The organism is Pontibacter saemangeumensis (assembly GCF_039541895.1).
GTDB classification, from domain to species: Bacteria; Bacteroidota; Bacteroidia; order Cytophagales; family Hymenobacteraceae; genus Pontibacter; species Pontibacter saemangeumensis.
In genome coordinates, this window is sequence record NZ_BAABHC010000002.1 from 439,968 (window position 1) to 458,243 (window position 18,276).

At 51.5% G+C, this 18,276-nt stretch carries 12 protein-coding genes and 1 riboswitch; of the genes, 9 read left to right on the top strand and 3 right to left on the bottom strand.

Features of this window, described 5'->3' with window-relative positions; genetic code table 11:
• Positions 1-13: 13 nt before the first annotated feature.
• The 4 genes from ABD920_RS03350 to lysA all read left to right on the top strand — a co-directional run bounded on the left by ABD920_RS03350 (position 14) and on the right by lysA (position 8,868).
• Complete coding sequence (locus tag ABD920_RS03350; protein WP_345156762.1) at positions 14-1,216, top strand: beta-ketoacyl synthase N-terminal-like domain-containing protein; 1,203 nt, start codon at positions 14-16, stop codon at positions 1,214-1,216.
• Between the two features lie 577 nt (positions 1,217-1,793).
• Positions 1,794-6,254 carry a beta strand repeat-containing protein gene (locus tag ABD920_RS03355; RefSeq protein WP_345156763.1) on the top strand — a complete coding sequence of 1,487 codons (4,461 nt, stop codon included), beginning with the start codon at positions 1,794-1,796 and terminating at the stop codon, positions 6,252-6,254.
• Positions 6,255-6,398: 144 nt separating this feature from the next.
• The gene (locus tag ABD920_RS03360; RefSeq protein WP_345156764.1) at positions 6,399-7,730 is read left to right on the top strand and encodes an aspartate kinase; all 1,332 of its coding nucleotides are present in this window, start codon (positions 6,399-6,401) and stop codon (positions 7,728-7,730) included.
• Positions 7,723-8,868 (top strand): diaminopimelate decarboxylase, encoded by a 1,146-nt coding sequence (gene lysA, locus ABD920_RS03365; protein WP_345156765.1) that lies wholly within the window; start codon positions 7,723-7,725, stop codon positions 8,866-8,868. The genes ABD920_RS03360 and lysA overlap by 8 nt, the downstream gene beginning before the upstream one ends.
• Before the next feature lie 200 nt (positions 8,869-9,068).
• On the opposite strand, the gene ABD920_RS03370 is transcribed toward lysA, so the two are convergent.
• The 3 genes from ABD920_RS03370 to ABD920_RS03380 form a co-directional block, all read right to left on the bottom strand.
• Complete coding sequence (locus tag ABD920_RS03370) at positions 9,069-9,740, bottom strand: S8 family serine peptidase (protein WP_345156767.1); 672 nt, start codon at positions 9,738-9,740, stop codon at positions 9,069-9,071.
• A 456-nt stretch (positions 9,741-10,196) separates the two neighbouring features.
• Positions 10,197-11,258 carry a homoserine O-acetyltransferase family protein gene (locus ABD920_RS03375; RefSeq protein WP_345156768.1) on the bottom strand — a complete coding sequence of 354 codons (1,062 nt, stop codon included), beginning with the start codon at positions 11,256-11,258 and terminating at the stop codon, positions 10,197-10,199.
• A 14-nt stretch (positions 11,259-11,272) separates the two neighbouring features.
• Positions 11,273-12,598, bottom strand: a complete 1,326-nt coding sequence (locus ABD920_RS03380) for an O-acetylhomoserine aminocarboxypropyltransferase/cysteine synthase family protein (protein WP_345156769.1) — start codon at positions 12,596-12,598, stop codon at positions 11,273-11,275.
• 255 nt (positions 12,599-12,853) lie between these two features.
• A riboswitch (SAM riboswitch) is annotated at positions 12,854-12,961 on the bottom strand.
• Between the two features lie 464 nt (positions 12,962-13,425).
• Between ABD920_RS03380 and ABD920_RS03385 the strand changes: the two genes are divergently transcribed.
• From ABD920_RS03385 to ABD920_RS03405, 5 genes are all read left to right on the top strand, one after another.
• Positions 13,426-14,382, top strand: a complete 957-nt coding sequence (locus ABD920_RS03385) for a phosphoribosylaminoimidazolesuccinocarboxamide synthase (protein WP_345156874.1) — start codon at positions 13,426-13,428, stop codon at positions 14,380-14,382.
• Positions 14,383-14,427: 45 nt separating this feature from the next.
• Positions 14,428-14,805, top strand: coding sequence for an STAS domain-containing protein (locus tag ABD920_RS03390; RefSeq protein ID WP_115567158.1), 378 nt, complete (start codon positions 14,428-14,430; stop codon positions 14,803-14,805).
• A gap of 14 nt (positions 14,806-14,819) precedes the next feature.
• On the top strand, positions 14,820-15,737 hold the full coding sequence (locus ABD920_RS03395; RefSeq protein ID WP_345156772.1) for a ribonuclease Z: 918 nt from the start codon (positions 14,820-14,822) through the stop codon (positions 15,735-15,737).
• 110 nt (positions 15,738-15,847) lie between these two features.
• The gene (locus ABD920_RS03400; RefSeq protein ID WP_345156774.1) at positions 15,848-16,639 is read left to right on the top strand and encodes a queuosine precursor transporter; all 792 of its coding nucleotides are present in this window, start codon (positions 15,848-15,850) and stop codon (positions 16,637-16,639) included.
• A 345-nt stretch (positions 16,640-16,984) separates the two neighbouring features.
• On the top strand, positions 16,985-17,893 hold the full coding sequence (locus tag ABD920_RS03405) for an EamA family transporter (protein WP_345156775.1): 909 nt from the start codon (positions 16,985-16,987) through the stop codon (positions 17,891-17,893).
• Positions 17,894-18,276: the final 383 nt, after the last annotated feature.

The following is an 18,276-nucleotide window of genomic DNA, read 5'->3' on the forward strand; positions in this document are numbered from 1 at the left end:
CTTTGCGCAGGCATTGGAAAAAGAGAAATCATATATCGTTATTAGGGGGACCGGTGTTATCTCGCCGCTCGGGCATGATGCACCCTCTGTTGCGGCTGCATACAGCACAGGTGCCGCTGCCTTTTCTAATGTGACCCACTCTGAGCAGCTTGTCCCGGTTTCCGCACTGCCCGCCACCGCTGAGGCAGCCCTGCAACAGCTACTCCTGGCTGAGCAGGGTTACCGGCAGCTCGACCGTTCCGTGCAGCTGGCCATATATGCCGCCCGACAGGCAGCTGCGGAAGCGGGATGGCTGCAGTCTGGGAATGCCATCGCAGACGACCTGGGGGTGAATATCGGTTCTTCGCGTGGCGCTACGGGCTTGTTCGAGCAGCATTATGAGGCTTTCCAGCAGATGTCGCTCTCTGCCAGCGCCTCCCCCACCACCACATTGGGCAACCTCTCGAGTTGGGTGGCGCATGCCGTGAATGCCGGCGGAGCCCAGATCAGCCATTCCATCACCTGCAGCACCGCGCTCATGGCCATAGCCAACGGAGCAGCCTGGCTGAAGGCCGGGATGGCCCGAAGGTTCCTGGCCGGTGGCACTGAGGCGCCGCTAACGCCCTTCACCATCGCCCAGATGAAGGCGATCGGCATCTATTCGAAATTAAGTGAACACCCTTACCCCTGCCAGCCTTTTGCGCTGGAAAAGCAGCACACGTTTGTGTTGGGGGAAGGGGCCGCCGTGTTCGCCCTGGAGCAGGTGCCACGGGAGCAGCTCAACCCCGGCGATATAATCGTTGAAGCGGTTGGAGTGGGCTTTGAGAAAATTGTGAGTAAAACAGGTATTTCTGCGGAAGGGCTGAACTTCCAGAAGTCGATGCGGCATGCGCTGGCGCAGTTACCGGCGAACGACCGCCAGGTGGACCTGGTGCTCACCCACTCCCCCGGCACCCGCGCTGGCGACAGCGCAGAGCTTGCCGCCATCGAGGCCGTTTTCGGTTTCCCGACTCCGGCCATTACCACGAACAAATGGTTGCTTGGCCACACCCTCGGTGCCTCTGGCGCCCTTAGTATACAATACGCCCTCCATATACTCCGGCACCAGCAGTTCCCAGCTATCCCCTATCCCAATCTTCTGGCTGTTCTACATCCTGCCAGTTTCTCGCGCATCCTGATTAACGCTGCCGGCTTTGGCGGCAATGCGGCAAGTGTTATGCTGCGATATAACCCATAATATAAGACAAATCACTATGGTATCGGGGAGGCCAGCTATATATGCTGGCAGGTAATCTTTTGGATTCCACTGTTCAAACATCTAAAAAAATTTGCCAAAATCCCACCAAGGCCATTTCATCAAATAATTATAGTCCTATTTTATATCATTAAAGTTTTACAAAATAGTGCAATTTTTTTAATTCAATAATAAAAAACAAACAATCATTATTTTACATACAACGCTCACATAAAAGGCTTTACACAATCAAAAAGCCTTCATTACTCTTTTCTCAAATAACATAAATAGCAAAATATTTAAAACTTGCAACTCAGACTTCGCGCAAAGAGTACAATACAGAAAAAACAGCAGCCATTTTCTGATGCTACTGTTTTAGCGCTGGAACCTCTTCCTTCAGCAGCCTAAACTGAAACATTATAGCGAATACCTGAATCGTATGAACCAAATCTGGCACTCATCCCCCCGGCAGTACCCGCGTGGGAAAATTTTCTTTTCTGAACATTCCCTCCTCCAAATGATTATTCAGCCTGATAGCAGCATCTAAAATTATCATAATCAAAATAACAGTAGCACCTATATGAAACAGAACTACAATTGTCATCATTTCTTAATTCTCCTTCTCTTTTTTGTTTTTTTACCTCTCCTCACACACGCGCAGACACCCGGGTTGATTTACAGCCCGGCAACCGCAGGAGGCGCAAAAGTACTTGACCCGAACGGAGATGGGTATGTATCGCGCACTATAAGCGGATTTACCGGAACATCTGACGAAGGCGCCAGCTTCAGTGAGATCGCCTACCGCCCGTTCCCGGCGCTTCTGACAGAGCCTTTGGGTGACCTGAACACGGGCTCAACCGGAGGGCACACCGATCTTGCCCCTCCCGCCTCCACGACCCCTCCTTCCACAGGCTCGCCCATCACAGCCTTTTTTGATGGAACAAACCTCATGTTCAGGATCAGGTTAGGCGGTTCTTCCACGGCCTCGAAAGGGTATAGCGTGCTGATTGACAGCGATAACACATTTAACGGGACTGGCACAAACCCCGGGTTTGAGTACGAGGTGCTGCTGGCGTCAAACTTCGCGGTGCAGGTGATCAACCACGGAGCCAGCGGAAGCCCGGTTATCTTCAGCGGCTCGTCTGCCCAATACTCTCACAAAGCGGTGGCAGCTTCTGTTTCCGGGGGAAACGCCGATTATTTTTACGATTATTATGTGCCGCTAACAGCTTTCAAAGGCGGGATCACGGCTACAACGCCGCTTCGCATGAGCGGCATCACGATTACCAGCGCACAAAGCGGCTTGACAGGAACGGTTTCGGATGTGGGAGGCGTGAACTTCCAGGCCTATAACTACGATGCTCCCGCTGCCTGGCGGGCCTTGATCGGCGCCTTCCCGGCTACAAGCCTGACCACGCTGCAAACCACAGGCTTCCCTCCCATAGCGGCCGCACCGCCTGTTGTGAACAGCACTATATTAGCTTACAGCACCACAATATCCGGCACGTCTACGGAGGCTGCAGGTTCGGTTATAAACGTTTACAGAAATGGTGTATCCATTTGTGGCGGCACCGGCCAACCGACCTGCCCTACCGTCAGCGCCACCGGAACATGGACCTTGACAGGTATCTCCAGCACCTTACTAACCGCCGGGAATACGATAACCGCAACAGTGACTGCAGTTGGCAAGAGTATATCGCCTTTATCCAATACAGTCACTGTTTTGAGTGGAGTTTGTATTGCAACAACGCCTCCGATAATTACAGGAGTAACAGGGGGCCAGGGTAACTCCACCCGTCAATTCGTAGGAACCACCTCTTATGCAACTAACCAAAGGATAACCATCTACAGTATTGCTACCGGTGCCTCCATCGGTAATTTCATTTTCAACCCTACAACAACAGGCTCCTCTACCTGGACGTCCCCCACACCTTACTCAATCGGGGATAACAATTACTATGCTACAGTAACACCCTTAGAAGCATCAGGCAATATAGCAGGATGCGAGTCTTTACGGTCGAACCAAATCTGTATCAGGAATGGTAGTGGAACAATAAACTCCGAAAAGGTCTCTATAACCGAAGTTACTTATGATGGGGTCACGCAGAATAGTGCAACCTCGACCACCTGGTCAGAAATACCAGTTAATACAGCCACAATTAAAGGAACTGTGGCGCCGACTGCCAGCAGCGTCGCCACAACGATAGTGCTTTTTATAAATGGTGTTGAGCAGACCAGTACAAACTTAAGAACATCGATCACAACATCTACGACATCTGCAATTAACTGGACTATAACTACTCCTGCCGGCACATTAAAACTAGGAGACGCTGTAAGTGTTCGCACTGTCAGGACCCTGACCGGAGGTGGAACTGTAAGTTGCCCCAACTCATTTTCCAGCCCTTCCAACTTCCTAAATGTTCAGGAAACTACTTCCGCTCCGACAATCACCGCACCTAAATGTGGATTGGTAACAACTTTGTCAGGTACTTCTTCTGAGCCTGCCGGAACGGTACTACAGTTTTACACCGGTGGAACTGCAGGACAGCGTGATGGAGCAATCATTAACCAGAGCGGTACAAGCACCCCTATTACTGCAACGGTTACAAGCGCAGGAACCTGGGCGGCGAGCTTCACAGCCGCGGCAGGTGGCGGCATTGCTGCCGCTACCCCTATCACCGCAAGGGCAAAGGCAAGCGGAAAAGTAAGAAGCGTCAATTCAATTGCAGTACAGTCTTCTGCTGCGCCAGCCGGCGTCTTAACCCTGACCGGCCCTATTTCAGAAGGGGCTACCAGCGTGGCGGGAACCGGACCTACCAGTGCGGCAGGTGCCAAAGTAACTTTATATATAGAAGGCACGCCTTTCACAACACCTGTTTTAGTGGCCACTGACGGCACCTGGAACGTGACGGGTATCTCTTCGCTGGAGCTATTTGCAGGAGCCTCCGTGACCGCTACTTTCACTCCGACAGATGGCTGCGAAAGTGCGAAGGCAACACCCTTGGTAGTAACCTGTAGTACGCCACTTGTCAGCTTTACCATGTCAACGTCATCGCCTTTGACTATATGCGGAGGCGGGTTAACAAGCGTAACGCTTTCAGGTTCTGAGTTCGGAATATCCTACAGATTGTTGGTTAACGGGGCAGAGTCGGGCAGCTCAGTGCTGGGAACAGGAGGACCAATCACTTTGGTGTCAGGCCCGATCACCAACCTGACGATCGTCAACACAACGGCAAACCTTACCTACAGAGCCAGGAAAATCAACGGCACCGTCTGTGATGCAACTTCCCCTACTTCAGCTTCGGTAACAGTCCGTCCGCAGCCAGCCACTACGGATTTAACATTTGTCAATAACACCCAAAACGTTTGTGCCAACGCAAGTGCAAGCTTCTCCCTGAATGGCACGAATAGTAATTATAATTACCAGCTTGTGAACGAGGCCACCAATGCGTTGGTAGGTAGTGCTCTACAAGGCGTGACTTCCGGTTCCATTGAGCTTTCTTCCGGACCTGTCACGACTAACACTACATTCGGGTTGCGGGTTACGGTAAGATCCAGTGAAACCACGCCGTGCAGCACAACGCTTCCAACACTAGCGTTTGCCAATATTACAAGTCCTTCTACTACGCGCGCCGTTTTCTCCGAAAACAGTAAAACATGCGTGGGTGGATCAACCAGCATCAGTGTATCAACAGAGCCGAATAATGACTTTGAGTATAAGGTATACCGAAGAGTGGGTGCCAGCCCAAACACGGCAACTGACCCGCTGCTGGGAACCTTCCGGGGTAATGGCAACATCCAGTCAGTATCAACAGGCACGTTGAACACTGCAGGAACCGAGACGTTCTATGTTACGGTGAGAAGACTTACCAACAACAGCTGCGGTACTTTAACCATAGTGAACACTGCCCAGGTAGAGGTAACTAACAATCCGTTAGGAGCTAGTGCAGGCGCTGATATAACCGCATGCGGTAGCTCTGTCGTGCTGAACGGAAATGATGTGTCACCGGGTATTGGTACCTGGTCCAGGATCAGTGGCCCAACAGAAGTCACTTTCAGTTCCCCCAATAATCCCAATGCTACGGTGCAAGGCCTTCGCACCGGTACATACGTACTGCGATGGACGGCACAAACAACGTGTGGAAACAGCAGCGCCACCACATTTGATGATGTGTCTGTGACCATTAACTGCGATGCCAGCTATACCTTAGCAATACCAAAATACAAAGATGAATATATTAGAGGGGAGGCACTAGCAACAGCCACAGACCCTGACGGGGCTATTACCGGAGCAAGCATCACGGTAGGCTCTGTGCCTCCCGGAGTAGTGTTCAATGCAGTGACTGGAGCATTTACGGTTGATGTTCCGAGTGCTTTGGTAGAGGGAAACTATAGGCTATCGGTACGGTTGGTGGATAATTTAGGGGGAGTCACACTTACCGCTATCACCCTCCGTATCTACGGCATGTCTCCAGCCATCGTACCGCTCCCGGTTGAACTGGTGTACTTCACGGCCACCGTGCAAAATGGCACCGTGAATCTGCAGTGGCTTACGGCTTCTGAAAAGGATAACAAGGAGTTTGTGGTGGAGCGCAGCGCAGACGGCAAGACCTTTGAGGGCATCGGCACCGTGCAGGGCAACGGAAACAGCAGCGTACCAATCAATTACAGCTTTGCTGATAAAACCCCAATGGCTGGCACGGCTTACTATCGCCTGAAGCAGGTGGACCTAAGTGGAGAATTCGCTTATAGCAACGTAATAGCGGTGAGCGCCGAAGGCCTTGCCTCCGACATGCAGCTGCAGGCGTATCCGAACCCGTTCCAGGATGAGTTAAACATTACGGTTACCGCACCGAACAATGGCAGTGCCTCGCTGAAACTATTTGATGTGCAGGGCCGATTGGTGCACACAGGGACTATAGAATTGCAAGCCGGGCTGAATGAATATACCCTCCCGCTCCGGTCTGTGAGAAAAGGCATGTATATTCTCCGCCTAACCGGAAACGGCATTAACGGGACTATAAAGGTGCTCAAAAACTAAACAGCTGTAAAGCTGCAAACCCAAAAGAGGCCCGCCAACAGGTGGGCCTCTTTTTTTACGGGTATAGTTTAGATAAATTAAAGTTGGTGCGGGGTTTTTTGCTATTTTTGCGACATATCTATCATTCATTTTTCAAATACATAAATGAGAATCCTGAAGTTCGGTGGTACCTCCGTAGGATCTGCTGAGAGAATGAGGTCGGTTGCCTCGCTCATCCAGGGCGATGAGCCGAAAATTGTAGTGCTGTCCGCCATGTCGGGCACTACCAATGCATTGGTACAGATAGCTGAAACGCTGTACCAGAACAAGAATGCCGAAGCGAATGCGCTGATTGATGCGCTGCACGATAAATATAAACAGGTGGTGGAAGAACTCTACACCACTGCTGAGAAAAAGAAACAGGCCAACGACCTGCTGACTAACCACTTCGATCACCTGCGCGCCTTTACCCGGGATCTGTTCACGGTGCACGAGGAGCGGGCGGTACTGGCGCAGGGCGAACTACTTTCCACGGCGCTTTTCCAGTTCTTCCTTGAGGAGAACGGCATTCCGTCAGTATTGCTGCCAGCGCTCAACTTCATGAAGATTGATGAGAACGAGGAGCCGGACGCTGCCTATATAGCAAAGCAGTTGCAGGTGGAGCTGGCAAAATACCCGGATGCCACGCTTTTCATCACCCAGGGGTATATATGTCGCAATGCGTTCGGGGAGATCGATAACCTGAAGCGTGGCGGCTCCGACTACTCCGCCTCGCTGATAGGCGCCGCCGCCGATGCAGACGAGATCCAGATATGGACGGACATTGACGGTATGCACAACAACGATCCGCGGATTGTGAAGGGTACTTACCCGATTGCGCAGCTTTCTTTTGACGAGGCGGCAGAGCTGGCTTATTTTGGGGCTAAAATTCTGCACCCGAGCAGCGTGACACCCGCCAAGCAGAAGAACATACCCGTTCGCCTGCTCAATACCATGGAGCCGGAAGCCCGGGGCACCACCATCTCTGCAGAAAGGATTGGCGGCAGCATCAAAGCAGTGGCTGCAAAGGATGGCATCACCGCCATCAAAATAAAGTCTGGCCGCATGCTGCTGGCCTATGGTTTCCTCCGCAGCGTGTTCGAGGTGTTTGAGCGCTATAAGACGCCGATCGACATGATCACGACCTCCGAGGTAGCGGTATCGCTGACCATCGACAACGACAGGTTCCTGGATGAGATCGTGGCTGAGCTTGAGAAATTCGGCCAGGTGGAAGTGGACCGCGACCAGACGATTGTTTGCGTGGTAGGTGATTTTATCGCCAAGAACAGCGGCTCTGGCCTAAGGATATTTCAGGCGCTGAAGGATATCCCGCTCCGCATGATCTCGTTCGGCGGAAGCAGGAGCAACATCAGCGTGCTGATAGACACCGGCAATAAAGTAGAGGCGCTGACGAAACTGAACGAAGGAATTTTTGAGAGAACAACACCGAATGCTTGACCTGAACTTAGCGGAGCTACAACAGCACCCTACCCCTTTTTATGCGTACGATTTGAACCTGCTGCGCCAGACGCTGCAGGCTGCAAAGCACGAAGCTGCCAAATATGATTACCATGTACATTATGCGCTAAAGGCGAATAGCAACGCGCCACTCCTGGACCAGATGCGTGAGCACGGCTTCGGAGCAGACTGTGTGAGCGGAAACGAAGTAAAAGCCGCCATTGCCAATGGCTTCGCTCCAGAGGAAATTGTTTTTGCGGGTGTAGGCAAATCGGACGAAGAGATTAACTACGCGCTGGACCAGGGCATCTTCTGCTTCAACTGCGAATCGAGCCACGAACTGGAGGTGCTGAACGACCTGGCGGAGCAGAAAGGGCAAGTGGCCCGGATCGCGCTGCGCATTAACCCGAACGTTAACGCCAACACGCACAAGTACATCACCACGGGGCTGGAGGAGAACAAGTTCGGCATCAATGCGTGGGAACTGGAGCGCGTGCTGGCACAGCTGCAAACTCTCCGGCATATAGAGCTGATCGGCATACACTTCCATATCGGCTCCCAGATAACGGACCTGACGGTGTTCCGCAACCTGTGCACGCGCGTGAATGAGTTTCAGGAGTGGTTCCTGGCGCACAACATACAGCTGCAGCATATCAACGTGGGCGGTGGCCTTGGCGTGGATTACTATCACCCGGAGCAACAGCCGGTGCCTGACTTTGAATCTTATTTTGCCCTGTTCCACAAGTTCCTGGAGCTAAGACCGGGGCAGGAAGTGCATTTTGAGCTTGGCCGCGCCCTGGTGGCGCAGTGCGGTACGCTGATTTCGAAAGTGCTGTACATTAAAAACGGGCAGAACACAAACTTCGCTATCCTGGATGCCGGGATGACAGAACTGATTCGCCCGGCGCTGTACCAGTCGTACCACAAGATCGAAAACCTGAGCAGCGCGAAGGCGGAGGTGCGTTACGATGTAGTAGGGCCGATCTGTGAGTCTTCTGACTGCTTCGGAAAAGCCGTGCTGCTGCCTGAGACGAACCGGGGGGACCTGATTGCCATCCGCACCGCAGGTGCCTACGGAGAGGTTATGTCCTCGGCTTACAACCTGCGCGACAAGGCAAAGGCTGTTTACTTCCAGTAAGGACTGCCAGCCTATATAACCAAACGGCCCCGCCTCCAGAAAGGAAACGGGGCCGTTTGGTTATATAGGCTTTATATCCTCATTATCGTCAGCATATAGCATGAATGTTATTTTTCAGAACAAGTACTAAAAAGTAAACATCAGAAGCAACCATTGACATGATAGCCACAGTGGAGAGGTTTGCTGTACTGCCTCTTTGCCTATCGGTTCAGCGAAAGTACAAAATCAGGCTCGGCCAGCGCAATCCCTTTCTTACCTTGCAGGAAGTTCGCCAATGCCAGCGCATTGCCCTCTGAGCTTTTATCAACTTTTAATATATACTTTCCGTCAACAGACGCATTCAGCACCTCGGCATTATATTGTTCCGCCAGTTTCTGAAGTTCTCCCCTGTCTCCTTTTTCCAGTGTTACAAGAACCTGGTTACTGACTCCAATAAGACGTTCCCCATCCATGAAATAGGGTGCAGCATAGTTGATGTTAGGATCTCCCGCAAGCTCTTGTAAAGCCTGTTCTACCTGGTTGCAATTCAGTCCGTCTGTTAGCTCCACCCGATGCAACAGGCCTGTACTCATTGCGACCTGCCCGGCTCCATGCTTTACAAATCCGTACTGTGCTAAGACAGCCTGCTCCTGCGCGGCCGATAAACCATTCGCAAAAGAGACTAACACCTGCTTGGTGTATACGTTCCCCAGGTTCCGTTGCTGACGGTTGGAGATATAGGTGTAATTTGTAAAGGAACCTCCTGCCTGAGCACGTAATAATTTTGGTCCTGCTTTCACATTACGTATGGGGGCAGGCCCGTCCTGCCGGCATGATGAGAAAACAAAAAGAAAGATGATGCAGGTGAGGTAGGGTAGAATGTTTTTTTTCATGTCCGTACAAGATAAATCGCCTCCTAGATGCTTATATGTACGGTCAAACAGACTTTTTAGCTATAAAAATGACAATTTATATAACTATATAATATTGCCATTATCCTATTTTAAAAATACAATTAATTTTTATAATAATTTTAATTATTTGATTTATAACATTCCTTTATTCACGCATCAACTTTGTAGGTGAAAAAGCCAGTGCACCCATCCATATCCTGCTACTGGAACTAAGACTTATAAATCGGAGTGTAGGCGAGCTACCTGTCAATATGGTACTTCGATCTCAGATTCACAACCGGCTGTAACATCAATTCAACAAAGCAGAAGCTGGCAAACCCCAGTGAAGCGCTTCTGAAAATTGCTGTGACTGTTGCAAGCTATTATGCTATCCTGTGCTGGTTCACAGGGCCAGGCGCCATATAACCTGCCTGATTGAAGTGCTAACAGATGCGTTTACAACTCTTGCTGCTCATAATCCAGTGACTCTACCTTCTCTTCTTCCTGATAAAATTGTTTAATGGCCTCATTCAATTGAGGAAACTCCACCAGAAAACCGTCATGCCCGTAGTTGGAGCGGATCAGGTAAAAGGACGAGCCGCTTACATGCTCATGCAGGAAACGCTGCTCCTCCACCGGGAACAACAGGTCCGTATCAACCCCAACAAATAGGCAACGGGTTTTCAGCTGCGCGAGCGCCTTCTCCAGCCCCCCCCGCTCACGGCCCACGTGGTGAGAGTCCATGGCTTTGGAGAAAAGCCAGTATGTGTACGCATTGAAACGCTTGGCCAGCTTCTCGCCCTGGTGCACCTGGTAACTGGAAGCCCTGTAATTGTCCGTGATACTGTTGCCGGGTTCCTGTTGCGTGGCGGCATAGGTATTGTAATGCCGGTAAGAAAGCATGGCGATGGCCCTGGCTGTTTTCAGCCCATCGTTACCGGCCTTTTCCGTGTCTGTAGCCCAGGTAGGATCCTGCCGGATTGCCATGCGCTGGCTCTCGTTGAATGCGATTCCCCAGGGAGAGTGGCGCGCGTTGGAGGCCACATGTACCAGCCTCTCAAACACACGCGGCTTCAGCAGTGCCCATTCCAGGGCCTGCTGCCCGCCCAGCGAGCCGCCGATCAGGGTATGCACTTTCAAAAGGCCAAGGTCCTGCCGCAGCAGGTCAAAAGCAGCCACCACATCCCGGTTGGTTACCTGCGGAAAAGTGTGGTAATACGGCTGCTGTGTCTGCGGATTAAGGCTTAGTGGCCCGGTAGAGCCGTAGCAGCCGCCCAACGCATTCGCGCACACCACAAACCACTCCCGCGGATCGTATAGCTTGCCTTCGCCAAACAGGTCGCACCACCAGTCAGTGAAGTCGGAGCTGCCGGTAAGGGCGTGGCACACCCACACCACATTGTCGCGCTGCTCATTTAAGGTACCGTAAGTGGTATAAGCCAGCTGGAAGGCGGGCAGCGCAGCGCCCGACTCCAGCTGGAAGGTATTATTATATGTAAAAACGTGATGTGTCGGCATATTTAAATTTAAGTTTATCGTACTGGCTCCGGCTGCGCCTCCCGCACCTTGGCAAAAGCCTGTTCAAAATCTGCCTTGATGTCGTCGATGTGCTCAATTCCGGCAGACACGCGCAGCTGCGTCGGCTCTACGCCTGCGCTTAACTGCTCCGCATCCGAAAGCTGCTGGTGCGTGGTGGAGGCTGGGTGAATGATCAGTGTTTTGGCATCGCCAACATTCGCCAGGTGGCTTACCAGCTCCAGGCTGTTCACAAACGTCTCCGCCTGCTGCTTCTCTCCCTTGATGGTAAAGGACAGCACCCCGCCAAACCCGCGCTTCAGGTATTTTTTTGCTAGATCGTGGTATTCGCTGCTCTCAAGCCCCGGGTAGTTGACCGATTCCACCTGCTCGTGCTGCTCCAGCCACTGCGCCAGTTCCAATGCGTTCGCTACCGTTCTGTCCACGCGCAGCGACAGTGTCTCCAGGCCTTGCAGCAGCAGGAAGGAATTGAAAGGGCTCAGCGCAGGCCCGAAATCACGCAAGCCCTCCACGCGGGTGCGGATGGCAAAGGCGATATTGCCAAAGGGCCCGTCCGTGCCGAACACATCCCAGAATTTCATGCCGTGGTATCCTTCCGAAGGCTCCGAGAACTGCGGGAACTTGCCATTGCCCCAGTTAAAGTTACCGCCGTCCACGATCACGCCGCCAATGCTCGTGCCGTGGCCACCAATCCATTTTGTGGCGGCCTCTACCACCACGTTCGCGCCATACTCTATCGGGCGGAACAGGTAGCCGCCCGCACCGAAGGTATTGTCCACTACCAGCGGCAGATCATGTTTTTTAGCCAGTGCGGCCAGCGCCTCAAAATCGGGGATGTTAAAACGTGGGTTACCGATGGTCTCCGTATAGATCGCCTTGGTGTTCTCGTCAATCAGCTTTTCATAATCTTCGGCCTTATCCGATTCTGCAAAGCGCGCCTCAATTCCCAGTCTTTTAAAGGATACTTTAAACTGGTTGTAGGTACCGCCATACAGGTAGTTGTTGGTAACGAAATTGTCGCCGGCTGCCAGGATGTTGTTTAGCGCCAGGAACTGCGCCGCCATACCGGAGGCCACCGCCACCGCTGCCACACCGCCTTCCAGGGCTGCCACGCGCTTCTCAAACACATCCGTGGTGGGGTTCATGATGCGGGTGTAGATGTTACCGAACTCTTTCAAGGCGAACAGGTTTGCGCCGTGCTCCGCGTTTTTAAAAGCATATGAAGTCGTCTGATAAATCGGTACCGCACGGGACTGCGTCGTTGGGTCTATTTCCTGTCCGGCGTGTAACTGAAGTGTTTCGAAGTGCAGTGGATTTGGCATGTTAGTAGAAATTATGGGTTGGAGTTAGGTTTTGAAACTGGTGCAGCGCCGAAGCGCCTATAGGGTAAGGCAACAGCAGGAACTGCTGGAAAGGCAGGTTTGCCTGATTTAGCAACAACAACACCGCCTGTTGCACAGGGCAATGCGCATGCTGCTGAAAGTTATGGGTAATTCTAATATGTGCGGCAGCGGCGTGGCTGACGTAATAAGTAATTTGTGATGTGTCGGATTGGTTCCCTTTTTCATGCTCGTATCAATTTATATCCTTCCGGATGTTCCGGAATCAGGAATTAGCACCTTAACCTCGGTAGTTAGGTTGCTAGAGTTTCACAGAGCCTGTCTCTCCACTCTTCTTTATAAATCAAATTCCCGAAGGGATGATTGACTTGATGTTGCAATTATAAAGCCCGGAAAAAGCAAATCCAAATAAAACACCGTTTTTCTGCCTTTTCGTTTCGGTTTGCCTTCTTCTCCCCACGTACGGCAGCGCTTCATAAATCGTTGCCCGTACAGCGCGGTTGGTTACTGAGTCCGCAGATTATGCACACTTTTGCTTGATCATGGTCAAATTCAGCACCTATTATGAGGTATAGGATTTCGCCTGATCACATAGCACAATAAGGAAAGTTCATAAGGTAATAATCAGTCTAAAATACCATCTATAGCTTTTATATTATAAAACTTCCTGCATCATATCAAAGTATAATCCAATATGGCATCCTAACCGGAAATACCCCTCTTGGAGTGTGAAATACAACAAGGCCGGTAAAAATTTCCGGACCTATAAAATATAGTTAACTTTGCCCGTCTATCATGACACTGACTTAATGGAGGCCATCAAAGAAACCAATTTCTCATTTGCAGGACAAACCGGATTTTACAGAGGCAAGGTTCGTGACGTTTATTACTTTGGTGACAAACTGGCCATTGTAGCCACAGACCGCATCTCTGCCTTCGACGTGGTGCTGCCACGCGCCATCCCCTACAAAGGACAGGTGCTGAACCAGATCGCCAGCCTGAACCTGAAAGCTACTTCTGATATTGTGCCCAACTGGGTGCTCTCGACACCAGACCCGAACGTGACGGTTGGGTTTATGTGCGAGCCTTATAAAGTTGAAATGGTGATCAGGGGTTACCTGGCCGGGCATGCCTGGCGGGAGTACAAGGCGGGCAGGCGAAGCGTATGCGGTGTTCCGTTGCCGGAGGGCCTTCGTGAGAATGACAAACTGCCCACTCCCATCATCACGCCTACCACCAAAGCCGGCGAAGGGCACGACGAAGACATTACGCGAGAAGAGATTTTAGCAAAAGGCCTTGTATCGGAGCAGGATTATGCTATCTTAGAGCAATATACGCGTGCGCTATTCGCCCGTGGCACCGAGCTTGCCAAACAACATGGCCTGATTTTGGTTGATACAAAATACGAGTTTGGCCGGCATGCTGGTAAAATCTACCTGATCGACGAAATCCATACCCCCGACTCATCCCGTTACTTCTATACGGAAGGGTATGAAGAGCGGCAAAGCAGAGGTGAGCCACAACGGCAGTTGTCGAAGGAGTTCGTGCGGCAGTGGCTGATTGAGAATGGGTTTCAGGGCCAGGAGGGTCAGGCGGTGCCGGAAATGACGGACGCGATCATTGCTGGCATCTCGGAGCGTTACATTGAGCTGTATGAGGTGTTTACAGGGCAGCGATTCGAGAAAAACAGCTACGAAAACGTGCTAACCCGCATAGAGGAGCACATTCGGAACAATAATTTTAACACTGAGAATAGAGAATATTAAAGTACTTTTTGGTACATTCGCATCTAAATGTTTACTGGTAGATCTATGAAGTACACGATTGATAAGAAAGAAAATTATACAATTATCACGATCGACGAGAAGAAGCTGGACACTTCCATTGCACCAGACCTCAAGTCGGAATTCGTGAAGTTGAATGCCGAAGGGATCACCAACCTGATTCTTGACCTGAGCAACGTAAAATATACTGACTCTTCAGGTCTGAGCTCTATCCTGATCGCTAACCGCCTGTGCAATTCATCCAGTGGACTTCTGATCCTGACTGGCTTGCAGGACCATGTGATGAAGCTGATCACGATTTCGAAGCTGGAGTCTGTGTTGAACATTCTGCCTACGGTAGAAGAAGCCATCGACCGTGTGTTTCTGCATGAGATTGAGCAGGACCTGACCAACAAGGAAGACTAAGCAAAACGCCCGCTGTGGATTTCGAACTCAGGATTCTGGGCAGTTCGTCGGCCACACCCTCGGCAAACAGACACCATACCGCACAGGTTCTTACCATTGACAACCAGTACCACCTGATTGATTGCGGTGAAGGGACGCAGATGCAGCTGATGCAATACAAGATAAAGCATCAGCGCATCTGCAATATCTATATAAGCCACCTGCACGGCGACCATTACTTTGGTTTGCCGGGGCTTCTCTCCACGATGCACCTGCAGGGCCGCCAATCGCCCCTGCACCTCTTCGGCCCTCCCGGCCTCTGCGAGATTTTGAGCCTGCAGTTCAGATACTCCGGCACCAACCTCTGCTTCCCGCTGATTTTCCATGAACTGGAGACAACCCTACACAAGAAAATATTTGAGAACAAGCAGATGACGGTGCACACCATCCCCATGGAGCACCGTGTTCCCTGCTGCGGTTTCCTGTTCCGGGAGAAGCAGAAGTCGCGGCCGCTCATCAAGGAAAAACTGCCGTCGTTCCTGACTCCGCCACAGCTCGTGCGCCTGAAGTGGGGCGAAGACATCACAGACGAGCAGGGCCATGTACTGGTTTACAACAAGGATGTGACCATGGAGCCAAAGCGAAGCCGCAGCTATGCCTATTGCTCCGACAGCCGCTATAAACCATCGCTGCTCCCCTACCTGCACCGCGTGGACCTGCTGTACCACGAGGCCACTTTTGCCGACGACCTGCGCGAGCGCGCTGAGTACACGTTCCATAGCACCGCGCGGCAGGCTGCTGAGCTGGCCACTGCCGCGCAGGTCCGTTATTTACTCATCGGCCACTTCTCGGTGCGCTACAAAGACCTCACCCCCCTACTACATGAGGCAAGGGCCGTTTTCGCACGCACCGACCTGGCAACGGAAGGGAGTATCTTCAGCATCACCGCCTAACCGCTTTTCCAGACCCCGCCTGCTTTTTCTATAGAAAATCAATTTTTGCTACTTTATATATAATTTAGCAGCCAATATTCATATAAATCAAGCTGCATTTCCTTCATCACATGGTGCCCAATATCCCTACTTTACATAAAAAACGCACTAACCTGTTTTTAGTGCTCAGCGGAATCTTTGTCGCCAATGCCATGCTGGCGGAGTTGATCGGGGTGAAGATATTTTCCGGGGAGGCCGTCTTTGGGTTGCCGGGTGCGCAGTTGCCGGTGCTGGGCGGCACAAAGCTGGACTTTAACCTGACGGCCGGCGTGATCATATGGCCGGTTGTGTTCATCGCCACCGACATCATCAACGAGTACTTCGGCAAAGCCGGCGTTAAAAAAGTGAGCCTGCTGACGGTGCTGCTCATCCTGTACGCGTTCTTGGTCATTACAATCGTAACAGGCTTGCCACCCGCCCCCTTCTGGCTAGAGGTAAATAAGTTGGATGCTGCTGGAAACCCTTTTAACATAAACTACGCCTTCAACAGCGTGTACCGCCAGGGACTGGGCATTATCATCGGTTCCGTGGTGGCTTTCCTGCTCTCGCAGTTCCTCGATGCCACAGTTTTCCATTGGCTGCGCCGCTTCACGGGCAGCAGGAAGATCTGGCTGCGCGCAACGGGCTCCACCCTGGTCTCGCAACTGGTGGACAGCTTCGTGGTGCTGTATGTGGCGTTCTTCCTCTTCGGTAACTGGCCCCTGCAGCAGGTGCTGTCTGTTGCCTTCATCAACTACATCTATAAATTCTGCATCGCCATCCTGCTCACCCCGCTCCTGTATATAGCCCATTATTTTATTGATAATTACTTAGGGGAGAAAGCAGCGGCGCAGCTGATGGAAGAAGCCAGCGTTGAAAACTGATATAGAGACCAAATACTATATAAATTTCTTTCTTCAAGCTGATCATATTAAAAGTCGCTTGCAACGGTTGTTCCTGGGCTTTAGCATGATATATAAACCTAAACCCGTAGGAACTGGTAAACAGAACAGGTCCATATATAAAATCCAGACAGAGCCGCTTGGTTTAAGTAACCGGTTATGGTTACTTTTGCAGCCATGCCAAAGCAGATGCCACAGTCTTTTAGCACCTATACAAATCCTGATCACGGGCTACGTTTGACACAATCTGTAGACGCTCCCCCCCATCCTACTCCCGGAGGCTGCTGCCTGTCTCTTTTTCATTTTCTTCATATATAAGGATTTTTCATGTACAGAGGAATCGTCTTGGTTTTTCTTGGCGCGTGTAGTTTTGGCATACTATCCACGTTCGTAAAGCTTGCCTATCAGGAAGGCTTTAGCGTGGGCGACGTAACCGGCACCCAGGTATTTTTTGGGTTAGTCGTTCTCTGGACGATCGTGTTGCTCCGGCGGCTACTCGGCCACAGAGGGAACAGCACACCGGGCAGGGAGAAAATCAAACTAGTGGCCATGGGCACAAGCTCGGGCCTGGTCAGCATCTTCTACTACCAATGCGTGCAGGCGGTGCCCGCCTCTATCGCCATCCTGCTGCTGATGCAGTTTACCTGGATGAGCCTGGTGCTGGATGCGCTCATCAGCCGCAAACTTCCGTCGCTGCTGCAGATGGGCACAGTAGCGTTGATACTGTTTGGCACTGCTTTGGCAGGGCGGCTTTTCTCCGGCAGCATCCCGGATTTTGATATACTGGGCATCGTATATGGCTTGCTTTCCGCATTCTTCTACACCATTTTCCTGATGATAAACGGAAAAGCCGGCAACAGCATGCACCCTACCATGAAAAGCGCCTTGATCTTGACCGGCGCCTGTATACTTATCTTCACTGTTTTTCCGCCTGAGTTCTTGGTGAACGGAGCATTGGCAAACGGCCTGTTTAAATGGGGGCTTGTTCTGGCACTGTTCGGAACTATTATACCGCCGTTGTTCTATGCCTACGGAGCGCCTAAGACGGGTTTGGGGCTAAGCGCTATCCTCAGTGCCGCAGAACTGCCCGTGGCCGTGCTCATGTCGAGCATCGTGCTGCACGAGGAGGTATGGGCCATGCAATGGCTGGGCGTCGCGATCATCGTCGGTGCCATCATCCTTTCCAACATAGGTTCGCTCCGCCAACGCCGGCGGAAGAAAGCCGTGACGGCTTAGCGTAGACAAAGCAGCTATATATAACATCTTAAAATGGCCAGCTGAAATAGGCCTGGCACTTAGCGAAGGTTAACTGCCAAACCTATTTCAATTATATATCCCCTCTTTCCACTACATCAACACAGACTATACAACTCGCAGCTCTCGTTCAGCGCCGCAACACTCGGACAGATTATGCGTATGGTACACCTTTGCCGACTATCTCCGGGCGCTGCCAAGAGTGCCGTGGCTGCTCGCCAGCACAATAAACCACTAAATTCCTGAGTTAAATAGCAAGAGCGCCAACCAGCCCAGCAGCGGGAAACAGGCACTATGAAGCGCCGCTGCAACGATGTGGAGTTGGCAAAGCTGGCGCGATTTCTCCGTTGTTTTACTCTGTTAAA